We start from the raw sequence: 23,779 nt of genomic DNA, 5'->3' as shown, positions 1-23,779 counted from the left end.
CCGGGACATCACCCTGCCTGACCCGGGTTGATGATCTGAAATGAGCCGTCGTCGAACTTCACATAGCAGGATTGGGTTCCCAGCGGCGGCAGTTTCGTTGTGCGCGCAGGTGGAACCTGAGACTTTACGCTCTGTTTGCAGGGCGGCAGGCTGATCGGACGAAAGCCTTTTTTAGCCATGCATTGGGCCTCAACCTGATTGCGCAGACCGGCATTCACGTCGACCGTATAAACGCGCCCGGGTTCCCACCAACCAGGCGAGCGATAGCAGTGTCCCCGGTTGTCGCAATAAGTACGTCCCGGCCAGTATGTGGGCGGGCTTTGCCGCACCTGATTGGCGACGGGAACGTCATTCACTGCCTTGACCTGACATTGCGTGGTCTCGGACTGCGCGCGCGACACGCTTTCACCTTCGCGGTAATACAGCGAAAGTGGGCCGCTGCAAGCGGACAGGACAGTCAGCGGAATTAGTAAGTGAAGCACTGATTTCATAGGGTTATCTTGCCCCAGCTTTGTCTGAATGACAATTCAATTGACCGCTATAGGGGCATCTGTCATTCAAGGATTTCAGGCAGAAGGGCCAGAAACATGAAGGTCATCATATGCGGTGCCGGTCAGGTCGGCTGGCAGATCGCACGTCACTTGTCGGGCGAACTGAATGACGTAACGGTGGTGGACAACAATCACGATCTGGTGCGCCGGGCGACGGAAACGCTGGATGTTCAGGGGATTGCCGGATTTGCCAGCTATCCTGACGTGCTGGAACGGGCAGGCGCGCGTGATGCCGATATGATCATCGCAGCGACCCATTCGGACGAGGTGAATATGGTCACCTGTCAGATGGCGCATTCGATCTTTTCCATCCAGCGCAAGATCGCGCGGTTGCGGGCGAAATCGTATTTGCAGGCGATCCATTCGGATCTGTTCCGTCGTGACCACTTGCCCATCGACGTCGTGATCAGCCCTGAACGCGAAGTCGCAGCCGCTGCCATGCGCCGCCTTTCGGCCCCGTCCGCCTTTGATACTGAGATGTTTATGGATGGACAGGCGCAGCTTCTGGGCATTCGCATCGACGAAGATTGCCCCATCGTGAACACACCCTTGCGGCAGCTCACGGACCTGTTTTCGACGCTCAGCTCAATCGTTGTCGGTGTTCGGCGCGATGGCACGCTGTTTGCGCCTGAATCCGAAGATCAGCTGTTTGTCGGCGACGAATGCTATGTTTTTACCAATGTCAAAGACGTGGATCGCACGATGGAGGTTTTCGGCAAGACCCACAAAAAGCAGGACCGCGTGGTAATTGTGGGCGGCGGAAATGTCGGTCTGGAAGTTGCCCGAACGCTGGAAGAACGTGAAAGCCGTGTGCGTGCCAAGGTGATCGAGCGTGATCGCCAAAGCGCTGAAATAGCCGCCGAAACACTTGAGCGGACGATTGTCCTGAATGGCGACGGGCTGGATGCCGCCTTGTTGCGCGAGGCCGGGATCGAACGCGCCGACGCGATGTTGGCGGTCACCGATGACGACCGTGCCAACATGCTGGCTGCGGTGCGGGCCAAGGCCGAAGGTTGTGCCTTGGCAATTGCCTTGATCAATGATCCCAGCATGGTTGCCCTGATGGGCCCACTGGGGATCGACGCCTATATCAACCCGCGTGCAACTACTGTCAGCTCGATCCTGCGCCATATTCGCCACGGGCGGGTGCGGCAGGTGTATTCTATCGGGGATGCCGAGGCAGAAGTGATCGAGGCCGAGGTGCTGTCGACCTCGCCCATGGCCGGACAGAAGCTGCGGGATATCGATTTTCCCGAGGGTGTTCTGGTAGGTGCCGTACGAAAAGGCGATGAGCTTTTGCGCCCGACAGGCAGCCTGCGGATCGACGAAAAGGACGTAGTGGCGATCTTTGCGATGGCCAAGGACGTGCCCGAGGTCGAGCGCCTGATGCAGGTTTCAATTGATTTCTTCTGATGGCGCGCGCTCTGAGACAACAGATCACTTTGATACAGCGATTGCCGCTGTTTCTGTTGATCTCGGGAATCGCCGCGCTGTCGATGTGGATTCCGGCGATTTACGCGCTGGCCTTGGATGATCACGACACGTCGCGATCGTTTTTCTATTCCGGTCTTCTGGGGCTGTTCGTGGTGTCCACGATTGCTGTGGCAGCATCAAACCGCGTGCCGCGACGTGGGACGCTGGGGCAACTGGCCGTGTTGCTGGGCTGTTTTACCGTTTTGCCGCTGTTTCTGGCAATTCCGCTGCATGATGCCTTGGGCACCACCACCTTTTTGAATGCGTATTTTGATATGGTCAGTGCTGTGACCACCACCGGTGCAGACCTGTTTCCGGACCCCGACCGCCTGACCGCGCCGCTGCACTTGTGGCGCGCTTTGGTTGGCTGGATGGGTGGTTTGCTGATGTGGATTGCTGCGGCTGCAATTCTGGCGCCCTTGTCGCTGGGTGGGTTCGAGATTACAGCGCGCGGCCAACCCGGTCGCCCGGTGTCGGGCGTTGCACAAAGCGAAGAGGTCGACCCCCGCGGCCGTCTGATCCGTGTGACCCGGACCTTGACACCAGTCTATACCGGTTTGACCGCAACCATATGGATCCTGCTGCTGATCGCCGGAGAAAACGGCCTGACTGCGGTGTGTCACGCTATGTCAACCATGGCCACGTCAGGGATTTCTCCGGTCGGCGGGCTGGAGGGGGCGCAGGCCGGAATAACGGGCGAGGCGATCCTGTTTCTGTTCCTGTTCTTCGCCTTGTCGCGGCTGACGTTTTCGACCGATACGGCGACCACAGGCTATTCCCGGCTGGACCAAGACCCCGAATTCCGGATTGGCTTGATGATTGTGGTTGTCGTCGCGGCACTGTTGTTCGCGCGCGTCTGGGCCGGCGTCCTGGAAATCGGCAATCAGCTGGAACCGCTTCAGGCACTCAGCGTGATCTGGGGCATGATCTTTACGGCGTTGTCTTTCCTGACCACAGCCGGATTCGAAAGCGCAAACTGGAATGATGCCCAGCAATTATCCGGCCTTGGTACCCCCGGACTGATCCTGATGGGTCTCGCCCTGATCGGAGGAGGGGTGGCCACAACGGCGGGCGGGGTCAAACTGTTGCGGGTCTTTGCCCTGTACCTCAATGGCGCGCGCGAGATTGATCGGTTGATCTATCCCTCATCCGTTAGTGGCATTGGCGGCGGTAACCGTCGCATTCAAAGCGACGGGGCCTTTATCGCTTGGATCTTCCTGATGATGTTCGCCTTGACCGCAGCGCTGTTCAATCTGCTGCTGGCCGCGATGGGGTCGGGGTTTGAACAGGCGATGGTCCTCAGCGTCGCGGCGCTCAGCACCACCGGGCCGTTGATTGAACTGGCCACCGATGTTCCCATCCGTCTGGTCGATTTGCCCTGGGGCGCAAAGCTGACCATGTGTGCAGCGATGGTGATCGGACGGTTGGAAACTTTGGCGATCATTGCGCTGATTACGCCAACCCTCTGGCGAGACTAAGAATCCTCACCTTTGCCGACACCTTATTTTTCATCTGGAATATCGGTTAACGACACTCCATACTCTGCCAGAGGGAGCGCGTTGGTCCGCAGCGCGTAGCAAGAACAATGGCGAGATTATAATAATATGGCTTCGGACAGACAGAATCTGCAGGACGCGTTCCTGAATAATGTACGGAAAGCAAAGGTCCCGGTCACAATTTTCCTGATCAACGGTGTGAAATTGCAGGGTGTCATCACCTGGTTCGACAATTTCTGCGTATTGTTGCGCCGCGACGGACAGTCGCAGCTGGTCTACAAACACGCAATTTCAACGATCATGCCGTCGCAGCCGATCAACCTGTATGAGGGCGAAGACGCCTCTTGATGGAACACGACAGGACGCGCACCCGGGCTTGGGTGCTGCATCCGGAAATCAAATCAGATGAACAGCGCCGTGTCCCTGGACCGGCGCTGGAAGAGGCGGTGGCGCTGGCTGCCGCTTTGCCCGATCTGGATGTGATCGGGTCCGATATTGTGCGTCTGCCACGTGCCCAGCCGGGGCTGTTGTTCGGGACCGGTAAGATCGAAGAATTGGGCGAACGGTTCCATGACGCCGAGGTCGAGCTGGTTCTGATCGACGGGCCGGTTACCCCTGTTCAACAGCGCAATCTGGAAAAGGCGTGGAAGGTTAAAATCCTCGACCGGACCGGGTTGATTTTGGAGATTTTCAGCGACCGCGCGCGCACCCGTGAAGGTGTGCTGCAGGTCGAGATGGCCGCGCTTAGCTATCAGCGTACGCGTCTGGTTCGCGCCTGGACCCACCTTGAACGTCAGCGGGGCGGATTGGGGTTTGTCGGTGGTCCGGGTGAAACCCAGATCGAGGCTGACCGAAGGGCGATCGACGATCAGCTTGTGCGCTTGCGCCGTCAATTGCAGAAGGTGATCAAGACCCGGACCTTGCACCGTGCTGCTCGGGCCAAGGTGCCATATCCGATTGTTGCGTTGGTGGGCTATACGAACGCCGGTAAATCAACTTTGTTCAATCGCCTGACCGGGGCCGAGGTAATGGCAAAGGACATGCTGTTTGCCACGCTGGATCCGACTATGCGGCGGGTTGAACTGCCCGATGGTCCCGAGGTGATTCTGTCGGACACGGTGGGGTTCATTTCGAACTTGCCAACCGAACTGGTCGCGGCCTTCCGCGCCACACTCGAAGAGGTTCTGGGCGCAGATATCGTCGTGCATGTGCGGGACATCAGCCATGAAGACACCGAGGCGCAAGCCCGGGATGTCGAAACCATTTTGACCTCGTTGGGTGTTGATGACGAACGCCCCCGGCTTGAGGTCTGGAACAAGATCGACCTGTTGAACGAAGATGAGCGCGAGGCCACGTTTGCCCGGGCCGACCGCGACCCGTCGATCTTTGCTATTTCCGCCGTGACGGGCGAGGGCATCGAACCGCTGCTGGCCGAGATCGCAGTCAATTTGCAAGGGGTTCGGCACGAAACGGTTCTGACGTTGGCGTTTGCCGAAGGCAACAAGCGCGCATGGCTGTTCCGCCAGGATGTCGTTCAATCCGAAGAGCAGACGGATGACGGATTTCAAATCACCGTATTGTGGACCGACAAGCAAGCGGCGCAGTTCGCCGCGCTTTGATCGATACGCGAGGTCACGATGGTAGGAGCTAAGGTGGTTCTGCGTGGTCATATTTCCGTGCCTGCCGAACGGATCACGCAGGTGCGGGAGGCGTTGCCGGACCACATCGCCCTGACGCGGGCCGAACCGGGGTGCATCTCATTCGACGTTACAGAAGACGCGGATATTCCGGGCCGGTTCAACGTGCGTGAAATCTTTAAAAACCAAGCGGCCTTTGACGCCCATCAGGCGCGAACCAAAGCCTCGACCTGGTTCAAGGTGACAGAAGGCATTTCGCGCGACTACCAGATCACGCGCGTTTAGGCGGGGCGTCTGCTACAGCCCGTCTATCTGGCGCTGATAGTCGTCAGCATCGAACCAACCCAGCGACGATTGCACCTTATTGTCAGCGGTCAATTCCCATTCTTCCCAACCACGCGTGACGACGTGGTTGCCGGTCTCTGAGTGATGGCCTTCCAGCGTCCAGACAAAAATCGCGTGTGATCCGGCCCAACGCAGCATGTCGCAGCGCACTTCCAGATCCGGGAAGTCGGCGTAGAATCCGCGCGCCATGTCTGCGACGGCGGCACGGCCGACAATTGGTTCACCCCGGTTGATCGTGATCTGTCCGTCACGCGCAAAAAAGCTGGCAACCGCATCTGGGTCGCCCGAGCTCCATGCGATTGCGTAATCGCGTGCGAGATTGTTCATCATATCTCGAAAACTGGCCATCTGTACCCCCAAGGTCCCGAATTGTCGGCTTGCAGATCGTAGGCGAAAACACCTGCGCGCGTCCACGGCAGCTTGCAAAAGGGGCAAGGTCCTGCCGAAGCAGTGAAATCAGCGCGGGGTCAGGTTGGTTACGCCGACCGCTGCCGCGCGGGCCAGATCCATGTCCAGTGACATGGGGATATACTCACCTCGCCGCCAAAGCTGGGCCTGATCGTCGTAGTAGCGCGACAGGAAATGCCCCGACTGACCCGTTGCCGTGATAAAGACCGAACTGTTGGGATCGGCAAAATCATAGACACCGCGATAGCCCGCACCGTGGACGTTTTGGAAAGGGTTGGGCCCTTCGCCCGATGTCCGCCCGCGCAGCAGGGTGTTGTCGCCGCCGCTGGTGGATTGGCGGATGTTGACGAAGAACCGCAGAACGGGAACCGTGCCCAGAACAGGGTGGTCATGCGTGGCCTGATGGGCATCTCCCCAGCGCAGGGATTCCAGCGAACCACCGTATTTCTCGCTGATCCAGATCAGCGCATCATCCAGCGCCAGTCGTGCCATGTCGGTGCAGGTTTCCACGGGTGCGCTCTGGCGCACGTCGCACCAGACCGACGCGCCGTCGATATCGCGGTACACCCGTTCGATGAAAAGCGGCTCAACATGTTTGTATTCGGCCGCCAGCGGCCCCAGCTCGTCCGAGATCAGCCGGATCTGCAGTGCACGCAACCATGCAGCATAGATCAGCGGTTCAGGCAGATGTTCGTTCATCTCACCGTTCCACTCGGCCAGCAGAGCCAGCGCGACCTGACGACGGCGTTCCGGTGTGCCCTCGGGCGCAGAGGCTCCGGTAAACCAAAGATCGGCGCCGATTAGCGGCAGAAGCGAGCGGGCGGTAAAGCTGACGGTATCAAGCTGCGCCTCGATAAAGCTGTCCCGGGTGTGAACCTCGCGCGATTGCATCAGGCGCTCCCAACGGTGCACGCGCTGCGTATCGCCCCATTCATACGAGACATGGTTGGGGAAAGGGCGGTCGATGATCTTGTTGTTTGTATTGCCCAGAATCCCGCCTGCTGGCGTCACGAATTCGGGGTTGTTCGCATAAGGCAAGCGGCCTTGCCACAGGTTCTCGGCCAACCAACCGGGCGTTGGGATACGGCCGCGGCTTTGGTTGCGAAGGTCTCGGCCAGGCATTGCGCCGATCAGCTTCATTCCGATCTTGTCCTTGTCGACCAGCGACAGATTTTGCGACGGCGCAATAAACAGCTCGGCCACATCGATGGCGTCGCGCACATTGTCCGAATTCATCAGTGCCATAGAAGCCGTCATCGACGTGTCGCGCGGGCTAAGTGCGGTCCAGGCCAATGAGGCAACGTGCCCGGGCGGGGTGATCGTTTCCAGATCGTAATGGCTGCCGGGCAAGACGGGTCCGTTGTCGGTCCAGCGCAGGGTCAAGGTGATGGGGGCTTCGTCCTTGATCTCGATGATCGAGGGGCGGGAGCGGAACCGTTTGAAACCATCAGGCGACAGGTATTCTTCCGGGTTTTCCGGGTTCAATTGTTCGATGTGAACATCCTGATCGTCCAGGTAAGACGACGTCAGACCCCAGCCCAACCTATCACTGCGGCCCGTCATGATCGCCGGAACGCCCGGAATGGTCGCGCCGATAACACCGCCTTTGGCAAGCTCAAGCCGTGCCAGGTACCAAATGCCCGGCGCGGTCAGACCCAGATGGGGGTCATTGGCCAGCAGGGTGCCTCCGATCGCGGAACGCGAGGGCGCGGCCGACCACGCGTTCGACGCCCCGGCCAAGCCGCGTTTAGGGAATGGTGACAGAGGCGAGTCTGGCATCGGGGTGCCTTCGGCATAGCGCGGCAGTTCTGGGAACAAAGACGCATATTCCGGCAGCGCCGCGATGCCCGCACCCGGTACGTCTGGCAGGATATCGACAAGCCGCTGAGGATCGTTCAGCATCAGGGATGTGCGGGCGCGCAGGACCTCATCTTTCAAATGGCCGGACAGTTGCAGGCTCATCAGTTTGATGATCGCAATGCTGTCGCCGGGCTGCCACGGCGAAACAGATGCGTTGAACAGGAACATCTCGGGCGCGCCGCGACCCAATGCGTTCTCATTGATCTCATCCAGCCGGGCATTTACACCCGCTGAATAAGCGCGCAGCGCAGCTTTGGTGTAATCGTCCTGCACCTCGACCGAGCGGTGGGCAAGACTGTAAAGGTCAAAACGGCGCAAGAGCTTGTCGATGGTGACTGTGCGCTTGCCAAACACTTCGGATAAACGGCCCTGTGCAGTGCGTCGCATCACGGTCATCTGCCACAGGCGATCCTGCGCATGGGCATAGCCCAGGCCAAAGAACACGTCCGGGTCGCTTTCGGCCAGAATATGCGGAACATTGGCGGTGTCACGCACGATCTCGACCGGCGCACGCAGCCCGCTGACTTCGACGGTCTGGTCATAATCCGGCAGGGACTGGCTGGCCAGGAAGTAGACAAGACCCACAGCCGCAACGGCCAACAGGATCAGGCCCGTAGCAATCCGAACCAGCCAGCGAAAGACAAGACCCATGAACGCCCCATATCCCCATAAGAAATTATTGGCTGAACCCTACTGGAAGGACCGGGCAACCGAAAGAGGAACGCCGCGCGAACGTTGAGTTAACATGTTGAGATGAAAAACCCCGCCACATGGTTTTGAACATGTGGCGGGGTCCGTGGCAAAGGGGGGGTGGTATTCGGTATCAGGGGATAATGCGCGTGTACTTGGTGCCTTCGACGGTCGCGCCGAATTTCAAACCGGCCTGTCCGAAAACGGCGGCAAGTACCGGTTTGCGCAATTGGGTTGTGTCGGTTGAGAGCGAGTCGCCGGTGGCATCGACGACATAGCCGATATCCGCACCCGCGGTCCAACCGCTGGAACGGCGAAAGTCATCTAGGGCGTCTTGCGTCATAAAGAACAGGACATGCGCATATTGTTGCGCGCCGATCTGCAGACCAGCACTGCCGGATAGGGCCGAGTAATAGTCTACCGTTGCTCCGTTGATACGCAGCGCGCCCTGGCCATAGGCACCGCCAAAGATGAAACCGGCCTCGGTGATCAACGGCATCACCAGCATGCCGTCGGCTTTTTCGGCGATCTCGACGGTGTTGGGGTACTTGCTGAACATTTCGTTCAGCGTCACGTTCACACGGGCGTCGATCTGGGCCGCATTGGAATTGCCTACACCGTTTCCGCATGCAGCGGTCAGTGTGAGCCCGGCCATGCCAAGCGCAAAGCCACGACGGTTTAGTCGGGGAGAGTTGGAACTGCTCATGTTTTTTTCTCTGTATAAACTGCCTGAAGTGTCGGGTGTTCCCGATCTTGTGTGCAAGAATACGCCGATTGCGCCTGTGTGTCACGGGAAAGCTGGCCCAACAGCGTTCACAATCGGCGAAAAATCGCGACCGCCCGGGGTTTTAGCCTTGAAGAACGCGAGCAACCTGCGGTGCAAAGTAGGTCAGGATTCCGTCGCAACCCGCACGTTTGAAGGCCAGCAGGCTTTCCAGCATGACCTTCTCACCATCAATCCAGCCGTTCTGCGCAGCTGCCTGTATCATCGCGTATTCACCGGACACCTGATAGGCATAGGTTGGCGCGCCAAACGTGTCTTTCACGCGGCGACAGATATCCAGATAGGGCATGCCTGGTTTGATCATCACCATGTCTGCGCCTTCTGTCAGGTCACGTTCGATCAGGCGCAGGGCCTCGTTCGAATTGGCCGGGTCCATCTGGTAGGTCTTCTTGTCTCCGGTCAGCGCACCGGACGCGCCCACTGCATCGCGGAAGGGGCCGTAGAATGCGCTGGCATATTTAGCGGCATAGCTGAGGATCATCACGTTGTGGTGCCCTGCAGCCTCAAGTGCGCGGCGCATTGCGCCGATGCGGCCATCCATCATGTCTGAGGGTCCAATGATGTCGGCCCCGGCCTCAGCCTGCGCCAGTGTCATTTTGACCAGCGCCTCGACGGTCTGATCGTTCACGATCTCGCCATCCACGACATAGCCGTCATGGCCATTGATGTTATATGGATCCAGCGCCACGTCGGTCATCACGGCGATATCGGGGGCCGCAGATTTGATCGCCCGAATGGCCCGGTTCGACAGATTGTCTGGGTTCCACGCCTCGGCGCAATCTTCGGTTTTCAGGCTGGGATCAGTATAAGGAAAGATACAGATCGCCGGGATGCCCATAGCCTGCGCCTCAACTGCGGCCTTGGCGATCAGATCGACCGAGCGCCGCACAACGCCGGGCATCGAAGGTACGGGTTCTTCAATGCCTTCACCATCGCGCACAAAAACCGGCCAGATCAGATCGTCTGTCGTCAGCGTGTTTTCCCTTACCAACCCACGAATGGCATCGGATTGGCGCGCCCGGCGAAATCGCGTAAGGGGGTAGGGGGCGATGGTCGGTTTCATGTCGCGCTCTCCTTGAATAATCGTGCATTGGGTGGCATGAATTCCCGATGGTCTCAAGGGTAACATTGGACGCGCCTGCGCGAAGAACGCCCCAAGGACAATGAACAAAGGGCTGATGCGTGGATTTGCACTCTTCGATTTTCGAACTCATCGACATGCGCAGCTTTTCGAATCTGTGGTACTGGATTGTGTTGGCGGTGCTCTGGTCATCGGCCAGCCATTGGGCAATGGGGGTTCCTTACGATCTGCTTGTGCGTGCCCGTCGTTCCGGCGGACAGTCCGAGCAGGACCTGCTGGATATCGTACGGATTAACGGCAACAGGCTGCTTTACATCGTTGATATGTCAGGCCTGGTTGTTCTTGCCTTGAGCTGTTTCTTTTTTACCGGGCTTGCGATGCTGGGTTTCTACTATGGCGTTGAATTTGCACAGGCCGTGTTTTTGTTGCTGTTTCCTGTGAGTTTGGTGACCCTGATCAACATTCGCGCCGCACGCAAGCTACAGAGCATCGAGCCGATAGTCGAAAGCGTGGCGAAGATCCTTGTGCGCTGCAGGATTTACACCCAGATCATTGGCATGATCTCAATTATCATCACGTCACTTTGGGGTATGTACCAGAACGTCTCGATCGGCGTTCTCGGGGGATGAAAATCAGAAAGGCAAGGCGATGACAGCTCCGAACCATGTGACGGTTGGCGGCGCTCCCGAAGGGTTTGACGCACAGCTTGTTCTGAATGAGATTGCGCGCGCTGGCGGGCCGGTCTGTCACGTCGCGCGTGACGATAAACGGATGGAGGCGATGCGGGCCGCACTGGCGTTCTTTGCCCCCGATATGCCGGTCTTTGTGTTTCCCGGGTGGGACTGCCTGCCATATGACCGGGTGTCGCCCAACGCCGACATAGCAGCGGCGCGTGTGGCGACTTTGGCGGCACTGGTTCATCAGATGCCGGATCGGTTTGTCCTGCTGACCACGCTGAATGCCGCGACCCAGCGCGTGCCTGCGCGGGATGTGCTGCGCGAGGCTGCCTTTACCGCCCGCGTGAACCATCGCGTCGACGAAACGGCGCTGCGGAACTTCCTTGTTCGCATGGGGTTCACGCAAAGTCCGACGGTGATGGAGCCAGGTGATTATGCGGTTCGCGGCGGTATCATCGACATTTTCCCCCCCGGTGAATCCGGCCCCGTTCGCTTGGATCTGTTCGGAGACGTGCTGGACGGCGCGCGCCGATTTGACCCGGTTTCGCAACGCACGACCGAAAAGCTGGACGTGATCGAACTGGCCCCGGTTTCCGAGGTCATTCTGGATGACGCTGCCATAACGCGGTTCCGCCAAAATTATCGCATCGAATTTGGCGCGGCGGGCACCGACGATCCGCTGTATGAGGCGATCAGCGCAGGGCGCAAACACCAAGGCATCGAACACTGGCTGCCGTTCTTCCACGAAAAGCTGGAAACCCTGTTTGATTATCTGCCGGATGCGACGATCACTGTGGATGATCAGGTGACACCTACGCGGCTTGCCCGCTGGGATACAATTGCCGATCAGTATGAAACGCGGCGTCTGGCGCTGGAAAACCGCTCGCGCATGGATACGGTGTATAAGCCTACACCTCCCGGATTGCTCTATCTGGACGATGCCGCGTGGGAGCAGGCGGTCGGGGACCGGCGGGTGATGCAGTTCAGCCCGCTGCCTCAGGCCAGCGGTCCCGGTGTGATCGATGCAGGCGGGCGGATCGGCCGCAATTTCGCACCAGAGCGGCAGCAGGAAAACATCAGCCTGTTTGGTGCTTTGGCAAGCCATATCACCGACAAGATGGCCAAGGGGCCCGTCTTGATTGCGTCTTATTCTGAAGGGGCACGAGAGCGCCTGACGGGGTTGATCGAGGATGAAGGCCTGGCCGAAGCCGTCCCTGTCACCGATGGCACCCGGGTTGGCAAACGCGGATTGCATCTGGCTGTCTGGGCGCTTGAGCACGGGTTTGAAACGCCCGGTCTGACCGTGATCGCCGAGCAGGACGTGCTAGGTGACCGCCTCATCCGCCAGCCTAAGAAGCGCCGCAAGGCCGAGAACTTCCTGACCGAAACCCAATCGCTCAGCCCTGGTGATCTGGTGGTGCATGTCGACCACGGGATCGGGCGGTACATTGGGATGGAAGTGGTCACGGCAGCCGGCGCTGCGCACGAATGCCTGCTGCTGGAATATGCCGAACAGTCCAAGCTGTATCTGCCGGTTGAGAACATCGAGCTGCTGTCGAAATACGGTCATGACGAAGGTCTGCTGGACCGCTTGGGTGGCGGCGCTTGGCAGGCTAAGAAAGCCAAGCTGAAAGAACGCATCCGCGAGATGGCGGACAAGCTGATCCGTATCGCTGCGGAACGCGCTTTGCGCAAAGCTCCGGTCATGGATCCGCCGCCCCACGCGTGGGAGGAGTTCAGCGCGCGCTTTCCATATCAGGAAACCGATGATCAGTTGCGCGCGATTTCCGAGGTGATGGAGGACATGCATTCCGGCGCGCCGATGGATCGGTTGATCTGTGGTGACGTGGGCTTTGGCAAAACCGAGGTTGCCATGCGCGCGGCCTTTGTCGCCGCGATGTCCGGTGTTCAGGTGGCCGTGATCGCACCGACCACCTTGCTGGCCCGTCAACATGCAGCCAGCTTCAAGGAACGGTTCCGTGGCTTCCCGTTGGAGGTGCGGCAGCTATCGCGCTTTGTGTCCGCGAAAGATGCGCAGCAGACCCGTGATGGTATGGCGCGCGGGACCGTCGACATCGTGATCGGCACCCATGCTTTGCTGGCCAAGGGTATCCGGTTCAACAATCTGGGCCTGTTGATCATCGACGAAGAACAGCATTTTGGTGTCGGTCACAAGGAACGACTTAAGCAGCTGCGCAGCGACATTCACGTTCTGACCCTGACCGCCACACCGATCCCTCGGACACTGCAACTGTCACTGACCGGGGTGCGCGATCTGTCGATCATCGGCACACCGCCGATCGACCGTCTGGCCATTCGTACCTATGTCAGCGAATTCGACGCGGTCACTGTCCGCGAGGCGCTGCTGCGCGAACACTATCGTGGCGGGCAGAGCTTTTACGTTGTTCCCCGTATCTCCGACCTGCCAGAGATCGAGGAGTTCCTGAAAGAACAGCTGCCCGAGCTGACTTATATGGTAGCACATGGGCAAATGGCGGCGGGCGAACTCGATGATCGTATGAACGCCTTTTACGACGGAAAATATGACGTGTTGTTGGCGACGACGATTGTCGAGAGCGGGTTGGATATTCCGACCGCGAACACGATGGTCGTGCACCGGGCGGATATGTTCGGGCTGGCGCAGCTCTATCAGATTCGTGGTCGGGTAGGACGGTCCAAAACCCGCGCCTATGCGTACCTGACCACCAAGCCGCGTCAGAAACTGACGACGACCGCCGAGAAACGCCTGCGGGTTCTGGGCTCGCTGGATACACTCGGGGCCGGTTTCACGCTGGCGTCGCAGGATCTGGACATTCGTGGCGCCGGCAACCTGCTGGGTGAGGAACAGTCCGGCCAGATGCGCGATGTCGGCTATGAGCTGTATCAATCGATGCTGGAAGAGGCGATTGCCAAGATCAAAGCAGGCGAGATGGAGGGGCTGTCTGAAGCCGACGACCAATGGGCGCCACAGATCAATCTGGGCGTGCCGGTTCTGATCCCCGAAGATTACGTGCCCGATCTGGATGTGCGTTTGGGGCTTTATCGTCGCTTGTCATCGCTTTCGACCAAGGTCGAATTGGAAGGCTTTGCCGCAGAACTGATTGACCGGTTCGGCACGCTGCCGAAAGAGGTGAACACCCTGATGCTGGTCGTGCGTATCAAGGCGATGTGCAAACGCGCAGGGATCGCCAAGCTGGATGGCGGGCCGAAAGGCGCGACAATCCAGTTCCACAACGACAAGTTCGCCTCGCCGGAGGGTTTGGTAGAGTTCATTCAGAACCAGCGCGGTTTGGCCAAGGTCAAGGACAACAAGATCGTCGTCAGACGCGATTGGAAGAAGGACAGCGACAAGATTAAAGGCGCATTCGCCATCGGCCGCGATCTGGCGGAAAAGGTCATGGCAGCGAAGAAGAAAAAGGCGAAAGCCTAGTCTCCGCTGACGAAAGTGCACAATTGCCATTCGCCCGCGTCGGATTTTACGAATGCGGCGCGGTGGCCTGTCATGGGCCAGAGAAAGTCGCCGTGCATGAATCCCCGCGTGCCGTCAGTCAGCATCACCGGTTGATAGGCGGCACCGTCGCGATAGTTCGGGACGATGACGATCTCGTAGCTGATGAGGCTCAGCGCTGGGGAGCTTGGTTCGGCAGCTTGCCGAAGGGTCACGTCCTTACCAGTCACAAAGTAGGCCACGTAAGGGTCCAATGAGGCAGGCAAGGTGATCTGCCATTGATGTGGCATCCAAAACTCGCCCTCGTCGTCGAAATAGCCCGGTTGGGACAGGGTGGTTTCCAGATCGCTCCAATAGGCTTGGCGGATCTGATCTTCTAGAGAGCTGTTTTCCGGGGCGAGGTATTCAAGGAATTCCCCGGGCCCACCGCTTCCACCATGGCTGAGGTAGATGTCCGGGCAAGCAGCTGCGATAACGGCGTCGGTATCCCGTGCGACCACGCTCGCCAACAAACTATCCCGAAAGGCCACGAGTGTAGGGTCGCGGTCTGCTTCATCGACCGGCGGAAAGGATTGGCGGTCAGCCAGTGCCGGGCCGCAAATCACCAGCGACAGCAGTAGTGAGCGGATCATTCTGCGGCCTTCATTGCTGCCTGCGCGCAAAAACACGAGGCCCCGACGGCCCGGTCAGCGCGGGCAAGCGCCAGAACAAGACGCTGTTTGATCAGTTTGATCTCGACACTCTCACCGCGTGCTTTCAGACAATCGTGCAGGCCCTTCAAACTCCAAACATTGTCGGGGTGGATTGAGGCGCGGCTGAGAGTGCCGCCAAGCCCCAGATCTTCGCGATACACCGCTTCGGCCTCGGCCATATGGCCCTGTTCGTACAACAACGCACCAAGCGCGTGGCGCGCGGGTTGCATCCACCCCCATGGCTCGTCGTAGGGCAGCGTATCGTCCAATTCGACCGAGCGCTTCAGATGGGCGAATGCGGCGTCATAGTTGCCTTTGCGATACTCAATCTCGCCCCGCAGCATTTCGCGGGCGATGTCCAGCAAGTCGATCACGCGGTTGTTGTGCAGCAGCCGGGTTTCCGGAACCCGATCCTTAGCGGCAAGGAATAGTTGCTCTTCGGCCTCTGCTTCGGGCACCAGACCTGTGGCCGCATAGGCGATTGCACGGGCGTAATGGGTGGTTGCGGTGACAGTGCGGTAGAGGTCCTGATCCTCGGGCAAGGGCAAGGCCTTTGCTTCTTCCCACCGGCCAAACCGGATCAGGATATGCGGCCCCATCGACATGTAGCTTTCGAAGAAATCCGCCATGGGCGGGCTTTCGGTGCGCAGCATCTCTTCGGGGGTGGTGTCCCAGATGCCCTGATTGGCGCGCAGCGCGGGTTCCATCTGGCCAAGGAACAGCGCGCCGTAGATGGCAAAGTGATAGTTGTGCTGGCGATAGCCTGTGTAGATGTTGAACGCGCCTTCGCGCTCATAATACTTCAAGTCAGCCTCGGTCGCCTTTTCATTCCAGTGAACGACGTTCTGATAGTGCCCGCACAGCACATCGATATGGGTTGGCATATGCACCAAATGCCCTGCATCGGGAACCAGAGTGCGCAGGATATCCCCGGCCTTCAGCGCCTTTTCCGGTGTTGGCGACATCTCCATCAGGTGGACATAGAGGTGCAACAGACCCGGGTGCGACATCGCCGTCGGATCGTCTGCCATCGCGTCTTCCAGGGCTTTTTGCGCTTCCAGAGTCGCGGCGCCCTCGGCGGGTTTACCGGTTTTCAGGTCCCACATCTGCCATGGGGTCAGGTTGAGCAGCGCCTCGACATATATGGTTCGCAGATCAAGGTGATCAGGCAATTCACCAAAGGCCGCCCGCATCGCGCCGGCGAAATCGTGGTCCCAGCTATGCATGTCGTCGACGGGATCGCGCTGTGGATACCGCGCGGGCAGGGCGTGGATCAGCGCCTGTTCCGTCGGGCTGCACCCTTCGGCCAAAGCCACGGCTTTCTGCGTGGCATCGTAGGCCAGCGCCAGCGCTTTTCGTTGTCCGCGGTCATCCAGCAAGTTCCAAGGCAGGTTGTAATTAGGCCCTGCCGCATATGCCACGCCCCAATGGGCCATCGCGCAGTCAGGGTCAAATTCAAGCGCGCGCTGAAAGCAGACAACCGCTTCGTCGTGGTTGTAGCCGTAGGTCCAATTCAGCCCCCGGTCGAACCAGAGCTGTGCGTCTGTTGAAGCCGTCGTTATCGGACAGGAATATGCGCCAAGATCGTAATAGTCGCTCATTGATCCCCTCTTCAATGGGTTCCTAAAGTCCAAACCTTGGGATTTTGCCGTGCATTTTCCCGGACCTGCACGACATAGACTGCCAACGTGAACACCGCAAAAAACACCAACAGGTTTATCAATAGGGCTCTGGCGACACCGCGCCGGTAAGCACGACCCTTCCAAGTGCCCGAAAACTCACTTGGTTTACGTGACCTTGGGTTGGGATGATGGAAGTTCTTCGCCATTGGTGCCCCATAGTTTCAGGGAAGTTTAGCGTACTTTTTTTCCGTCGGACAGATCAGGCTGGCAGCCTGTTTTCGATCCGCCCCATATGCAGCATCAGGCCGAAGCCCGCGGCGCTCATGGCCAGGATGCCGACAGCCAGCGGGGTGATGGACCCGTTGAACATCTGCCCGATGGGGGCTGCAATCGCGGCAGCAAACACGGTCGAGATTGCCCCGATCACCGAAGCCGCCATGCCCGCGATATGGCCCATCGGCTCCATCGCGATGGCGTTCAGGTTGCCCATAGTCATGCCTGCCATAAAGAAGACCGCCGTTTGCCAGCTTACAAAAACGGCGAAGGACAGCGTGGGCGAAAGGTCTGCCGCATTCAGGGCGATGACGGCTGTGGTAAAGAGGACCTGCGCGCCTAACGCCCATGTCACGATCCGGCGCATGCCCAATTTAATAACGAGTGCCGCGTTTAGCAGGCTGGCTGAGCCCGCCACTAACGCCACGAACCCGAACCAGAACGGAAAACTGTCGGCACTGTCGTGGATGACATCGTAGACCGGTTGAACCATCGTCAGCATGGTGAACAACATGCCCAGACACAGTGTCTGAACCAAGATCGACAGTCGGACAGTTGGATGTGTGAACATCTGGCGCGCAGCGTCGAGTATAAGGGGCAGGCGCAGCGGGCGACGGTTTTCGGCCGACAAGGGTTCCGGAAGGCGCAGGCCCATCCAGACGATGGTTATCAGTGAGAACAGGATGAATGAGGCAAAGATACCCCGCCATCCGGTCAGTGCGATCACGCCGGCACCAAGCATTGGCGCAATCGCCGGTACCAGGGTGAAGATCATCATTGCAATCGATACAATCCGCGCCATCTCGCGGCCCGAATACAGGTCGCGAATAATTGCCATGGCCACCACGCGCGGGGCCGCACATCCGATCCCCTGGAAGACACGGGCGACCAATAGCATTTCGAGTGATGAACTGGCCCAGGCAGCTGCCGCAGCGATGATATACAGTGCCGATCCGACGTAAATCACTGGTTTGCGGCCAAAGGCGTCCGACAGCGGACCGGTGAAAAACGTGCCAATCCCCATGCCCAACACAAACGAAGTCAGGATCAGCTGGGCTTTGTTGACGTCGTTGGGGCTGAGTTGCGCGCCGATATTTGGCAGTGCAGGCAACATGGAATCGATCGAAAACGCGATTGTCGCAAACATCATTGCGACAAGTGCTACGAACTCACCCCGTGACATGCGATTGGCCATAACGCCCTCCTGATCTGTTCGCGCTATCACGGCAAATCAGTTGACGCTAGGTGTCAAATTGCACAGAGGTCTGTGCTAATTTGCAGGGGAAGCCTCAAGTTGAGACATGATTTCAGCAATCACTTTTTCCCACATTTCAGGGGGTTGCGCCCCGGGGACGGCATGTTGATTGGCAACGATGAACGTCGGGACAGAGCTGACGCCCATTTGCCTGGAATGGCTGTCACGGTTGCTGATATCCTCGCGATCGGCATCGGATTTCAGCAGTTTTAGAACGACTGCGGCGTCCATGCCCGCATTGTCGGCAATATCCGCCAGAACCTCATGATCGCCGATATCGCGGGCCTGCACGAAATAGGCATCGAACAAGGCATCGACCACGGCATTCTGTTTGCCTTCAATCCCGGCCCAATGGATCAGGCGGTGCGCGTCCAGAGTGTTGGGCGTGCGCTTCATACCTTCGAAGTCGATCTTAAGACCTGCATTCTCAGCATGATCAACGACCGGAGCATAGGCACGCACCGCGCCTTCCTTGCCCCCGAACTTGCGTTCGAGATACTCGCGGCGATCCATCCCGGCATCCGGCATGTCGGGGTTTAATTGGAATGGATGCCATTCGATCACAAACGGATGGTCCGGGATCGCCGCCAGCGCCTTGTCCAGATGGGTTTTGCCGATATAGCACCACGGGCAGATCGGGTCGGACATGATATCAAGCTTGACGGTCTCGGTCATGGGTTGGTCGCCTTGAAATAGGCCGGCAGCGCCCGGCGCAGAAGTTTCCCGTTCCCGCCGGTGGGCAGTTCAGGCAGATGGATAAAGGCGCGCGGTTGCTTATAGCGCGCCAGATTTGCCTCGACATAGGTGCGCAGGGCGTCGTCGTCCAGCTTTTCCGGTCCTGTATAGAAGGCTGCTATCACAAATGTGTCCTGTTTAACCTCGACTGCCGCAGCCCCGACCTGTGCGATGCCAGGAAATCGGGACAGCGCCGCCTCGACCTCAACCGGTGACACCCTATAGCCGCCTGCATTCATCATATCGTCATCGCGGCCTAGATAGGTGATCTGGCCATCCACGGCCATGGCCCCTTGATCGCCGGTCAGGAACCAGCCGTCCTGCATCCGGGCTTCGGCCTCTTCCGGGGCGTTGAGATAGGTCAGCATCAGGCCGGGGTCGGACCTGTGTACGGCAATGGTGCCTTCCTGACCCTGAGGTACGGGACCGTCAGGTCCCAGGATGGCCACACGGCGGCCAGGCTGCGGCTGTCCCAATGCATCGGACCACGCTGGATGCGCCGGGCTGGACGAAATGAAAGTCGAACACTCGGACATGCCATAAGCTTCGTAGAGTTCAGTGCCGGTCGCTTGCGTCCACTGTTCATGCAGATGCCGTGACAGTTTTTCTCCGGCGCATAACCCATGCCGCAATTCCGGCAGGTCGAGGTCGTCTGTTGAGTTCACCACCTTACGGAATACGCCCGGTGCTGCAGCAAAGATGGTGACTTGATGATGGCGTAGCAGGGTAGGTAGTGCGTCCAGATCGGTGCCAGGCGCCGGGATAAGAGCCGTTGCGCCAATGGTCCACGGATCCATCAGACCGGTGCCCAAGGTATAGGTCCAGTTGAACGCGCCCGCGTGACACAGGCGATCGGTTTCACGCAGCCCGTACCAGCCATCCACCATCATCTGACGCGCCCAGATGGCACGATGGGCGTGGGCCACAGCCCTCGGTTTTCCCGATGTGCCCGAAGTATAGACGACATAGGCCATCCGTTCCGGGTCACCCATTTGAAACTCAGCAGCAGGCAGATCACGCATTCCGGCCAAATCGGACAGATCTATCTGAATCGGGTGCGCGGCGCACGCAACCTGTGGGTCACGCAGAATGGCGGCAGGCCTGAGGTCCTTGATCATGCGCTCTGTTTCCGGCTCGGTCAGCTGCGATGATGTTGGGACCGGGATGATGCCGACAGCAATCGCTCCGAGATAGGCAATCGGGAAATCGACCGTGTTCCCAAGCCGCATCAACGCGATATCGCCGGGCTTTAAACCGGCATTCAACAACCCTGTGCCAGTGCCCAGAATGGCCTGCTGCAACTCGCGATACGTCCAATTCCGGGCATCCGTGGAACCCACGACGGACAGGGCGGTCTTGTCCGAAAGCCTGTCCGCACAGCGCAGTACATGCGCTGCCAGATTGAACGGAGACGGGCAGGCCGGCGGCGGCCCCTGATCAAAAATAGAAAGCATGGCAACTGGCTAGCGCGACCACTGCTGCGTTGCAAGCGCGACGGGCTGCGCCTATAGAATGACGCATGAGCACCCAAGACCAGACATCTCTGATCCGCATTGCCCGGGACTCGGGCGAACATACGGAAGTTGAACCACTGGACCTCGGCGCGCGTGTGCGCGAGCTGCGGAAAGCGCGGAAATGGACGCTTGAACAGGCGGCCACGCAGGCCGGTTTGGCGCGTTCAACACTCAGCAAGATCGAAAACGGTCAGATGTCGCCCACCTATGACGCGCTGAAAAAGCTTGCGACCGGTCTTGAGATTTCGGTGCCGCAGCTGTTTACGGCGCCACAGCGGGACCAGGTGATCGGCCGGATGGCCGTGACGCGCATGGGCGAAGGGTCTGCCCATCCCACAACCACCTATGAACATGAACTGCTGGCCGAAACGCTGACAAAAAAGCAGATGTTGCCCTATCGGGCCCGTGTCCGCGCGCGGTCAATGGATGAGTTCGACGGCTGGGTCCGCCACGACGGCGAAGAGTTCTTGTATGTCCTGACGGGTGTTGTGCGCCTTTATACCGAGTTTTATGAACCAGTCGAAATGCGCCGCGGCGACAGCGCCTATTACGACGGGAGCATGGGTCACAATGTAATCTCGGTCAGCGACGAAGATGCAATGATCCTGTGGGTGACATCACTTACTTAACGACCGGCTGAATTCCCGGTTCAAACCTTCCGTGAACAAAAAGTCCTCAAGCTCTTCGTGGGCTTCGTTCATGGTCAGTTGATGGCGTTCAGCCAGATACGCTTCGAAACATTTGCGGTCTTGGCTTAACCGCACCATGTCCTGATCCCGCAGGTTTGGAAAGCGCCGTTTGGCGCGGGTATACATTGCACTCCAGTCTTGCGTCAGATCGGTCCATTTCAACATTAGACAGCTTTCCGTTTTCATGGTTTCAAACCGCTCGTCCCAAGAACCAGCGTACGAAGGTGGTGGGGGCGTTCGGGCATGACAAAATGTCGCACCCGAGATCGGGAGGCGGTTTGATTTTTGACGGGGTCGAAAGCGCCCGTTGCAGCCTATCCGCAACGGGCAGACGGACCTGATTTTTGAGTGAGTGGAGGCCGGTCCGTAAATTCGATGAGCTGCACACCGGACGAAGAGTTACGTTTTGAATTTCAAAGCAATAATCAATTCGTGCAGCGTACTGCAGTATATGTACAAGCTATATCGCTAAACCCCGGTCAGTAAAGCTTTTTGTGTGAGTTTTTTAGGGGAACACTTGACGTTGGGTCAATTGCAACATGTTGGCGTGGCAAAAAATCGACCCGCAATATGCGGTGCCAATAGGCCGTGCGCCGATTTTCGCCCACGTCGCTTAGGTGCCGCGCGTGACCCGTTACTGTTCGTACCACCAAACCTGCGGCATGTACTCTGGTCCATCGCCATAGATCGGCAAGCTTTCCGGCTGCTTGAGTTCCTTGGCGTGGGCGATCCGGCCCACATCAAAGTTCCAGATCGGAATGACATAGCGCCCGGCGGTCAACACACGATCAAGCGCGCGCGTTGCAGCGACGAAATCCTCATGACTTTCCGAAGCCAGCATGGCGTCAATCATTCCGTCCACAGCGGGTGAAGCCACCCCCATCAAATTGCGCGTGCCCGGAGTATTCGCGTTTTCGCTTCCCCAATACAGACGCTGCTCGTTACCGGGTGACAGGGACAATGCACGACGGAAATAGGTCATGTCGAAATCCAGCTCGGATGTACGGCTGGTGAACTGGGCGCTGTCGACCTGCTCGGTGTTCACAGCGATGCCAAGGCGCTCGAGCGCGCGCGTGTAGATCTCTATAGCTGTTTCGCTTTCGGTGTCGCCCTGTTGCAGCAACACGGTCAGCGTAAAAGCATCGCCGTTTTCGTTACGCAGCACGCCGTCCTGGATGGTCCAGCCAGCCTCAGCCAACAGTTTGGTTGCAGCGCGGATGTTTGAGCGGTTGCGGGCCGATCCGTCACTTTCCGGCAAGGTATAGCCTTCAAGCGTTCCGGGGGGCAGTTCGTCCTTGAACGCCAATAACAGCTCTTCCACACGACCACCTGCCGGGCCGGGTTGCATCGCCAGACCCGAGCCCGAGAAATAGGATGTGATGCGCGGCTGCGCGTTGCCGGTAATCGTGTCGTTGATGAACTCGAAATTGAATGCCAGTGTCAGCGCCTCGCGGACACGCCAGTCGGCAAATGGCGCTTTGCGGGTGTTCATGACAAACCCGGTCATGCCCGAAGGCTTGCCGTGTGGGATCTCGGTCTTGACCACATCGCCGCGTTGGACGGCCGGGAAATTGTATTGATTGGCCCATTTGTCGGCATTGAATTCACGTATCGCGGTCAGTTCTCCGGCTTTGAAGGCCTCGAACAGAACAGTGCCGTCGCCATAGAATTCGATCCGCATTTCGTCCAAATTCATGGTGCCTTTACGGAAGGGGATGTCAGTGCCCCAATAATCCGGGTTCCGCTTGAGGTTCACGTATCTACCGGCCTCATAGCTGTCGACGACGTAGGGCCCGGTTCCGACCGGAATGTCATGCAATCCGGCATTGGCAAAATCTTTACCTTCCCACTGGGCTTTCTGCAGGATCGGGCGCAGGCCTGCGATAAGGGCAAGCTCGCGGTCGGGCTCGTTGAAGGTGATGCGCACCGAGCGGGGACCGGTCTGTTCGATGCTGTCGATCTTGCCCCACAGCCCGCGATAACGCAGATGACCTTCGGTGCCCAAAGTCTCATATGACCAGATGACATCATCCACTGTGACTGGCGTACCATCCGAGAATTCGGCGTTCTCACGCAGTGTGAATTCGACCCAGGACCGGTCCGGCGCTGTCTCAACTGATTCGGCTAACAGCCCGTAAAGAGTGAAAGGTTCGTCCCAGGATCGACCCATCAGGCCCTCGTGGGTCCAAAATCGCAATTGCCAAGGCGAGCTGCCTTTTTGCACGAACGGGTTCAAACTGTTATAGCCGCCCGTATTTCCGAACACGACTTTCCCGCCTTTTGGCGCGTCCGGATTTGCGTAGGGCAGGGACACAAAATCCGGTGGTAAGGCCGGGTCACCATACATAGCTATGCCATGGGTCGATTCTGCATGGGCAATTGACGTGCTCAAAAGTGCAGTGATTCCCGCGATCAATGGACGAACGGGGCGTAGAAAATCGGGGCTCATTTTGGAAACAATCCTGCTCTGGCCTTATTTTGTTGGGATTCATCGTAGCGATGATTTTTCTTATTTTCAAACTTTTAGCTTGGACGAAGGCACGGAATTG

General features: G+C 58.4%; 20 protein-coding genes. 8 read left to right on the top strand and 12 right to left on the bottom strand.

Annotated elements, in window-relative coordinates:
- Window positions 1-8 precede the first annotated feature (8 nt).
- A complete protein-coding gene (locus tag QMP16_RS04285) occupies window positions 9-491 on the bottom strand; it encodes a hypothetical protein (protein WP_113790140.1) in 483 nt (160 codons plus the stop codon).
- A gap of 96 nt (window positions 492-587) precedes the next feature.
- Between QMP16_RS04285 and trkA the strand changes: the two genes are divergently transcribed.
- The 5 genes from trkA to QMP16_RS04260 all read left to right on the top strand — a co-directional run bounded on the left by trkA (window position 588) and on the right by QMP16_RS04260 (window position 5,442).
- Window positions 588-1,964: a Trk system potassium transporter TrkA gene (gene trkA, locus QMP16_RS04280; RefSeq protein ID WP_282151339.1), complete on the top strand. Its 1,377-nt coding sequence runs from the start codon at window positions 588-590 to the stop codon at window positions 1,962-1,964.
- Window positions 1,964-3,502, top strand: a complete 1,539-nt coding sequence (locus QMP16_RS04275) for a TrkH family potassium uptake protein (protein WP_282151338.1) — start codon at window positions 1,964-1,966, stop codon at window positions 3,500-3,502. The genes trkA and QMP16_RS04275 overlap by 1 nt, the downstream gene beginning before the upstream one ends.
- 126 nt (window positions 3,503-3,628) lie before the next feature.
- Window positions 3,629-3,868 carry an RNA chaperone Hfq gene (gene hfq, locus QMP16_RS04270; protein WP_005982826.1) on the top strand — a complete coding sequence of 80 codons (240 nt, stop codon included), beginning with the start codon at window positions 3,629-3,631 and terminating at the stop codon, window positions 3,866-3,868.
- A complete protein-coding gene (hflX, locus tag QMP16_RS04265; protein ID WP_108858469.1) occupies window positions 3,868-5,139 on the top strand; it encodes a GTPase HflX in 1,272 nt (423 codons plus the stop codon). Before hfq ends, hflX begins: the two co-directional genes overlap by 1 nt.
- An 18-nt stretch (window positions 5,140-5,157) precedes the next feature.
- Entirely contained in the window at window positions 5,158-5,442 is a 285-nt protein-coding gene (locus QMP16_RS04260; RefSeq protein ID WP_282151337.1) for a putative quinol monooxygenase, read from the top strand.
- 12 nt (window positions 5,443-5,454) lie between these two features.
- Here QMP16_RS04260 and QMP16_RS04255 read toward each other — a convergent pair whose 3' ends face one another.
- From QMP16_RS04255 to hemB, 4 genes are all read right to left on the bottom strand, one after another.
- Entirely contained in the window at window positions 5,455-5,850 is a 396-nt protein-coding gene (locus tag QMP16_RS04255) for a nuclear transport factor 2 family protein (protein ID WP_282151336.1), read from the bottom strand.
- 108 nt (window positions 5,851-5,958) lie between these two features.
- Entirely contained in the window at window positions 5,959-8,421 is a 2,463-nt protein-coding gene (locus tag QMP16_RS04250) for a penicillin acylase family protein (RefSeq protein WP_282151335.1), read from the bottom strand.
- Window positions 8,422-8,593: 172 nt separating this feature from the next.
- Entirely contained in the window at window positions 8,594-9,166 is a 573-nt protein-coding gene (locus tag QMP16_RS04245) for a YSC84-related protein (protein ID WP_058278080.1), read from the bottom strand.
- Window positions 9,167-9,308: 142 nt separating this feature from the next.
- Window positions 9,309-10,307, bottom strand: coding sequence for a porphobilinogen synthase (hemB, locus tag QMP16_RS04240; protein ID WP_109311774.1), 999 nt, complete (start codon window positions 10,305-10,307; stop codon window positions 9,309-9,311).
- A gap of 119 nt (window positions 10,308-10,426) precedes the next feature.
- Between hemB and QMP16_RS04235 the strand changes: the two genes are divergently transcribed.
- Together QMP16_RS04235 and mfd are read left to right on the top strand one after the other, a co-directional pair.
- Window positions 10,427-10,954 carry a component of SufBCD complex gene (locus QMP16_RS04235; protein WP_282151334.1) on the top strand — a complete coding sequence of 176 codons (528 nt, stop codon included), beginning with the start codon at window positions 10,427-10,429 and terminating at the stop codon, window positions 10,952-10,954.
- A gap of 19 nt (window positions 10,955-10,973) precedes the next feature.
- Complete coding sequence (mfd, locus tag QMP16_RS04230; protein WP_282151333.1) at window positions 10,974-14,432, top strand: transcription-repair coupling factor; 3,459 nt, start codon at window positions 10,974-10,976, stop codon at window positions 14,430-14,432.
- Here mfd and QMP16_RS04225 read toward each other — a convergent pair.
- The 5 genes from QMP16_RS04225 to QMP16_RS04205 all read right to left on the bottom strand — a co-directional run bounded on the left by QMP16_RS04225 (window position 14,429) and on the right by QMP16_RS04205 (window position 20,481).
- The gene (locus QMP16_RS04225; RefSeq protein WP_282151332.1) at window positions 14,429-15,082 is read right to left on the bottom strand and encodes an SH3 domain-containing protein; all 654 of its coding nucleotides are present in this window, start codon (window positions 15,080-15,082) and stop codon (window positions 14,429-14,431) included. The genes mfd and QMP16_RS04225 overlap by 4 nt on opposite strands.
- Window positions 15,079-16,743: a tetratricopeptide repeat protein gene (locus tag QMP16_RS04220; protein WP_282151331.1), complete on the bottom strand. Its 1,665-nt coding sequence runs from the start codon at window positions 16,741-16,743 to the stop codon at window positions 15,079-15,081. The genes QMP16_RS04225 and QMP16_RS04220 overlap by 4 nt, the downstream gene beginning before the upstream one ends.
- Window positions 16,744-17,023: 280 nt before the next feature.
- Window positions 17,024-18,232, bottom strand: a complete 1,209-nt coding sequence (locus tag QMP16_RS04215) for a multidrug effflux MFS transporter (protein ID WP_282151330.1) — start codon at window positions 18,230-18,232, stop codon at window positions 17,024-17,026.
- 75 nt (window positions 18,233-18,307) lie between these two features.
- Complete coding sequence (locus QMP16_RS04210) at window positions 18,308-18,967, bottom strand: DsbA family oxidoreductase (protein WP_282151329.1); 660 nt, start codon at window positions 18,965-18,967, stop codon at window positions 18,308-18,310.
- A complete protein-coding gene (locus tag QMP16_RS04205; RefSeq protein ID WP_282151328.1) occupies window positions 18,964-20,481 on the bottom strand; it encodes a class I adenylate-forming enzyme family protein in 1,518 nt (505 codons plus the stop codon). The genes QMP16_RS04210 and QMP16_RS04205 overlap by 4 nt, the downstream gene beginning before the upstream one ends.
- A 65-nt stretch (window positions 20,482-20,546) precedes the next feature.
- Here QMP16_RS04205 and QMP16_RS04200 point away from each other — a divergent pair, with 65 nt between their 5' ends.
- Window positions 20,547-21,170: a helix-turn-helix domain-containing protein gene (locus QMP16_RS04200; RefSeq protein ID WP_058271780.1), complete on the top strand. Its 624-nt coding sequence runs from the start codon at window positions 20,547-20,549 to the stop codon at window positions 21,168-21,170.
- Here the strand turns inward: QMP16_RS04200 and QMP16_RS04195 are convergent.
- Window positions 21,159-21,395 carry a hypothetical protein gene (locus QMP16_RS04195; RefSeq protein WP_058271932.1) on the bottom strand — a complete coding sequence of 79 codons (237 nt, stop codon included), beginning with the start codon at window positions 21,393-21,395 and terminating at the stop codon, window positions 21,159-21,161. The two genes, QMP16_RS04200 and QMP16_RS04195, sit on opposite strands and share 12 nt — an antisense overlap.
- Window positions 21,396-21,864: 469 nt before the next feature.
- The gene (locus QMP16_RS04190) at window positions 21,865-23,679 is read right to left on the bottom strand and encodes an extracellular solute-binding protein (RefSeq protein WP_282151327.1); all 1,815 of its coding nucleotides are present in this window, start codon (window positions 23,677-23,679) and stop codon (window positions 21,865-21,867) included.
- Window positions 23,680-23,779 lie beyond the last annotated feature (100 nt).

Source organism: Ruegeria atlantica, from assembly GCF_947495585.1.
Classification (GTDB): domain Bacteria; phylum Pseudomonadota; class Alphaproteobacteria; order Rhodobacterales; family Rhodobacteraceae; genus Ruegeria; species Ruegeria atlantica_G.
Note: the sequence above shows the minus strand (reverse complement) of the source record. Positions and strands in the feature narration are given on the sequence as shown.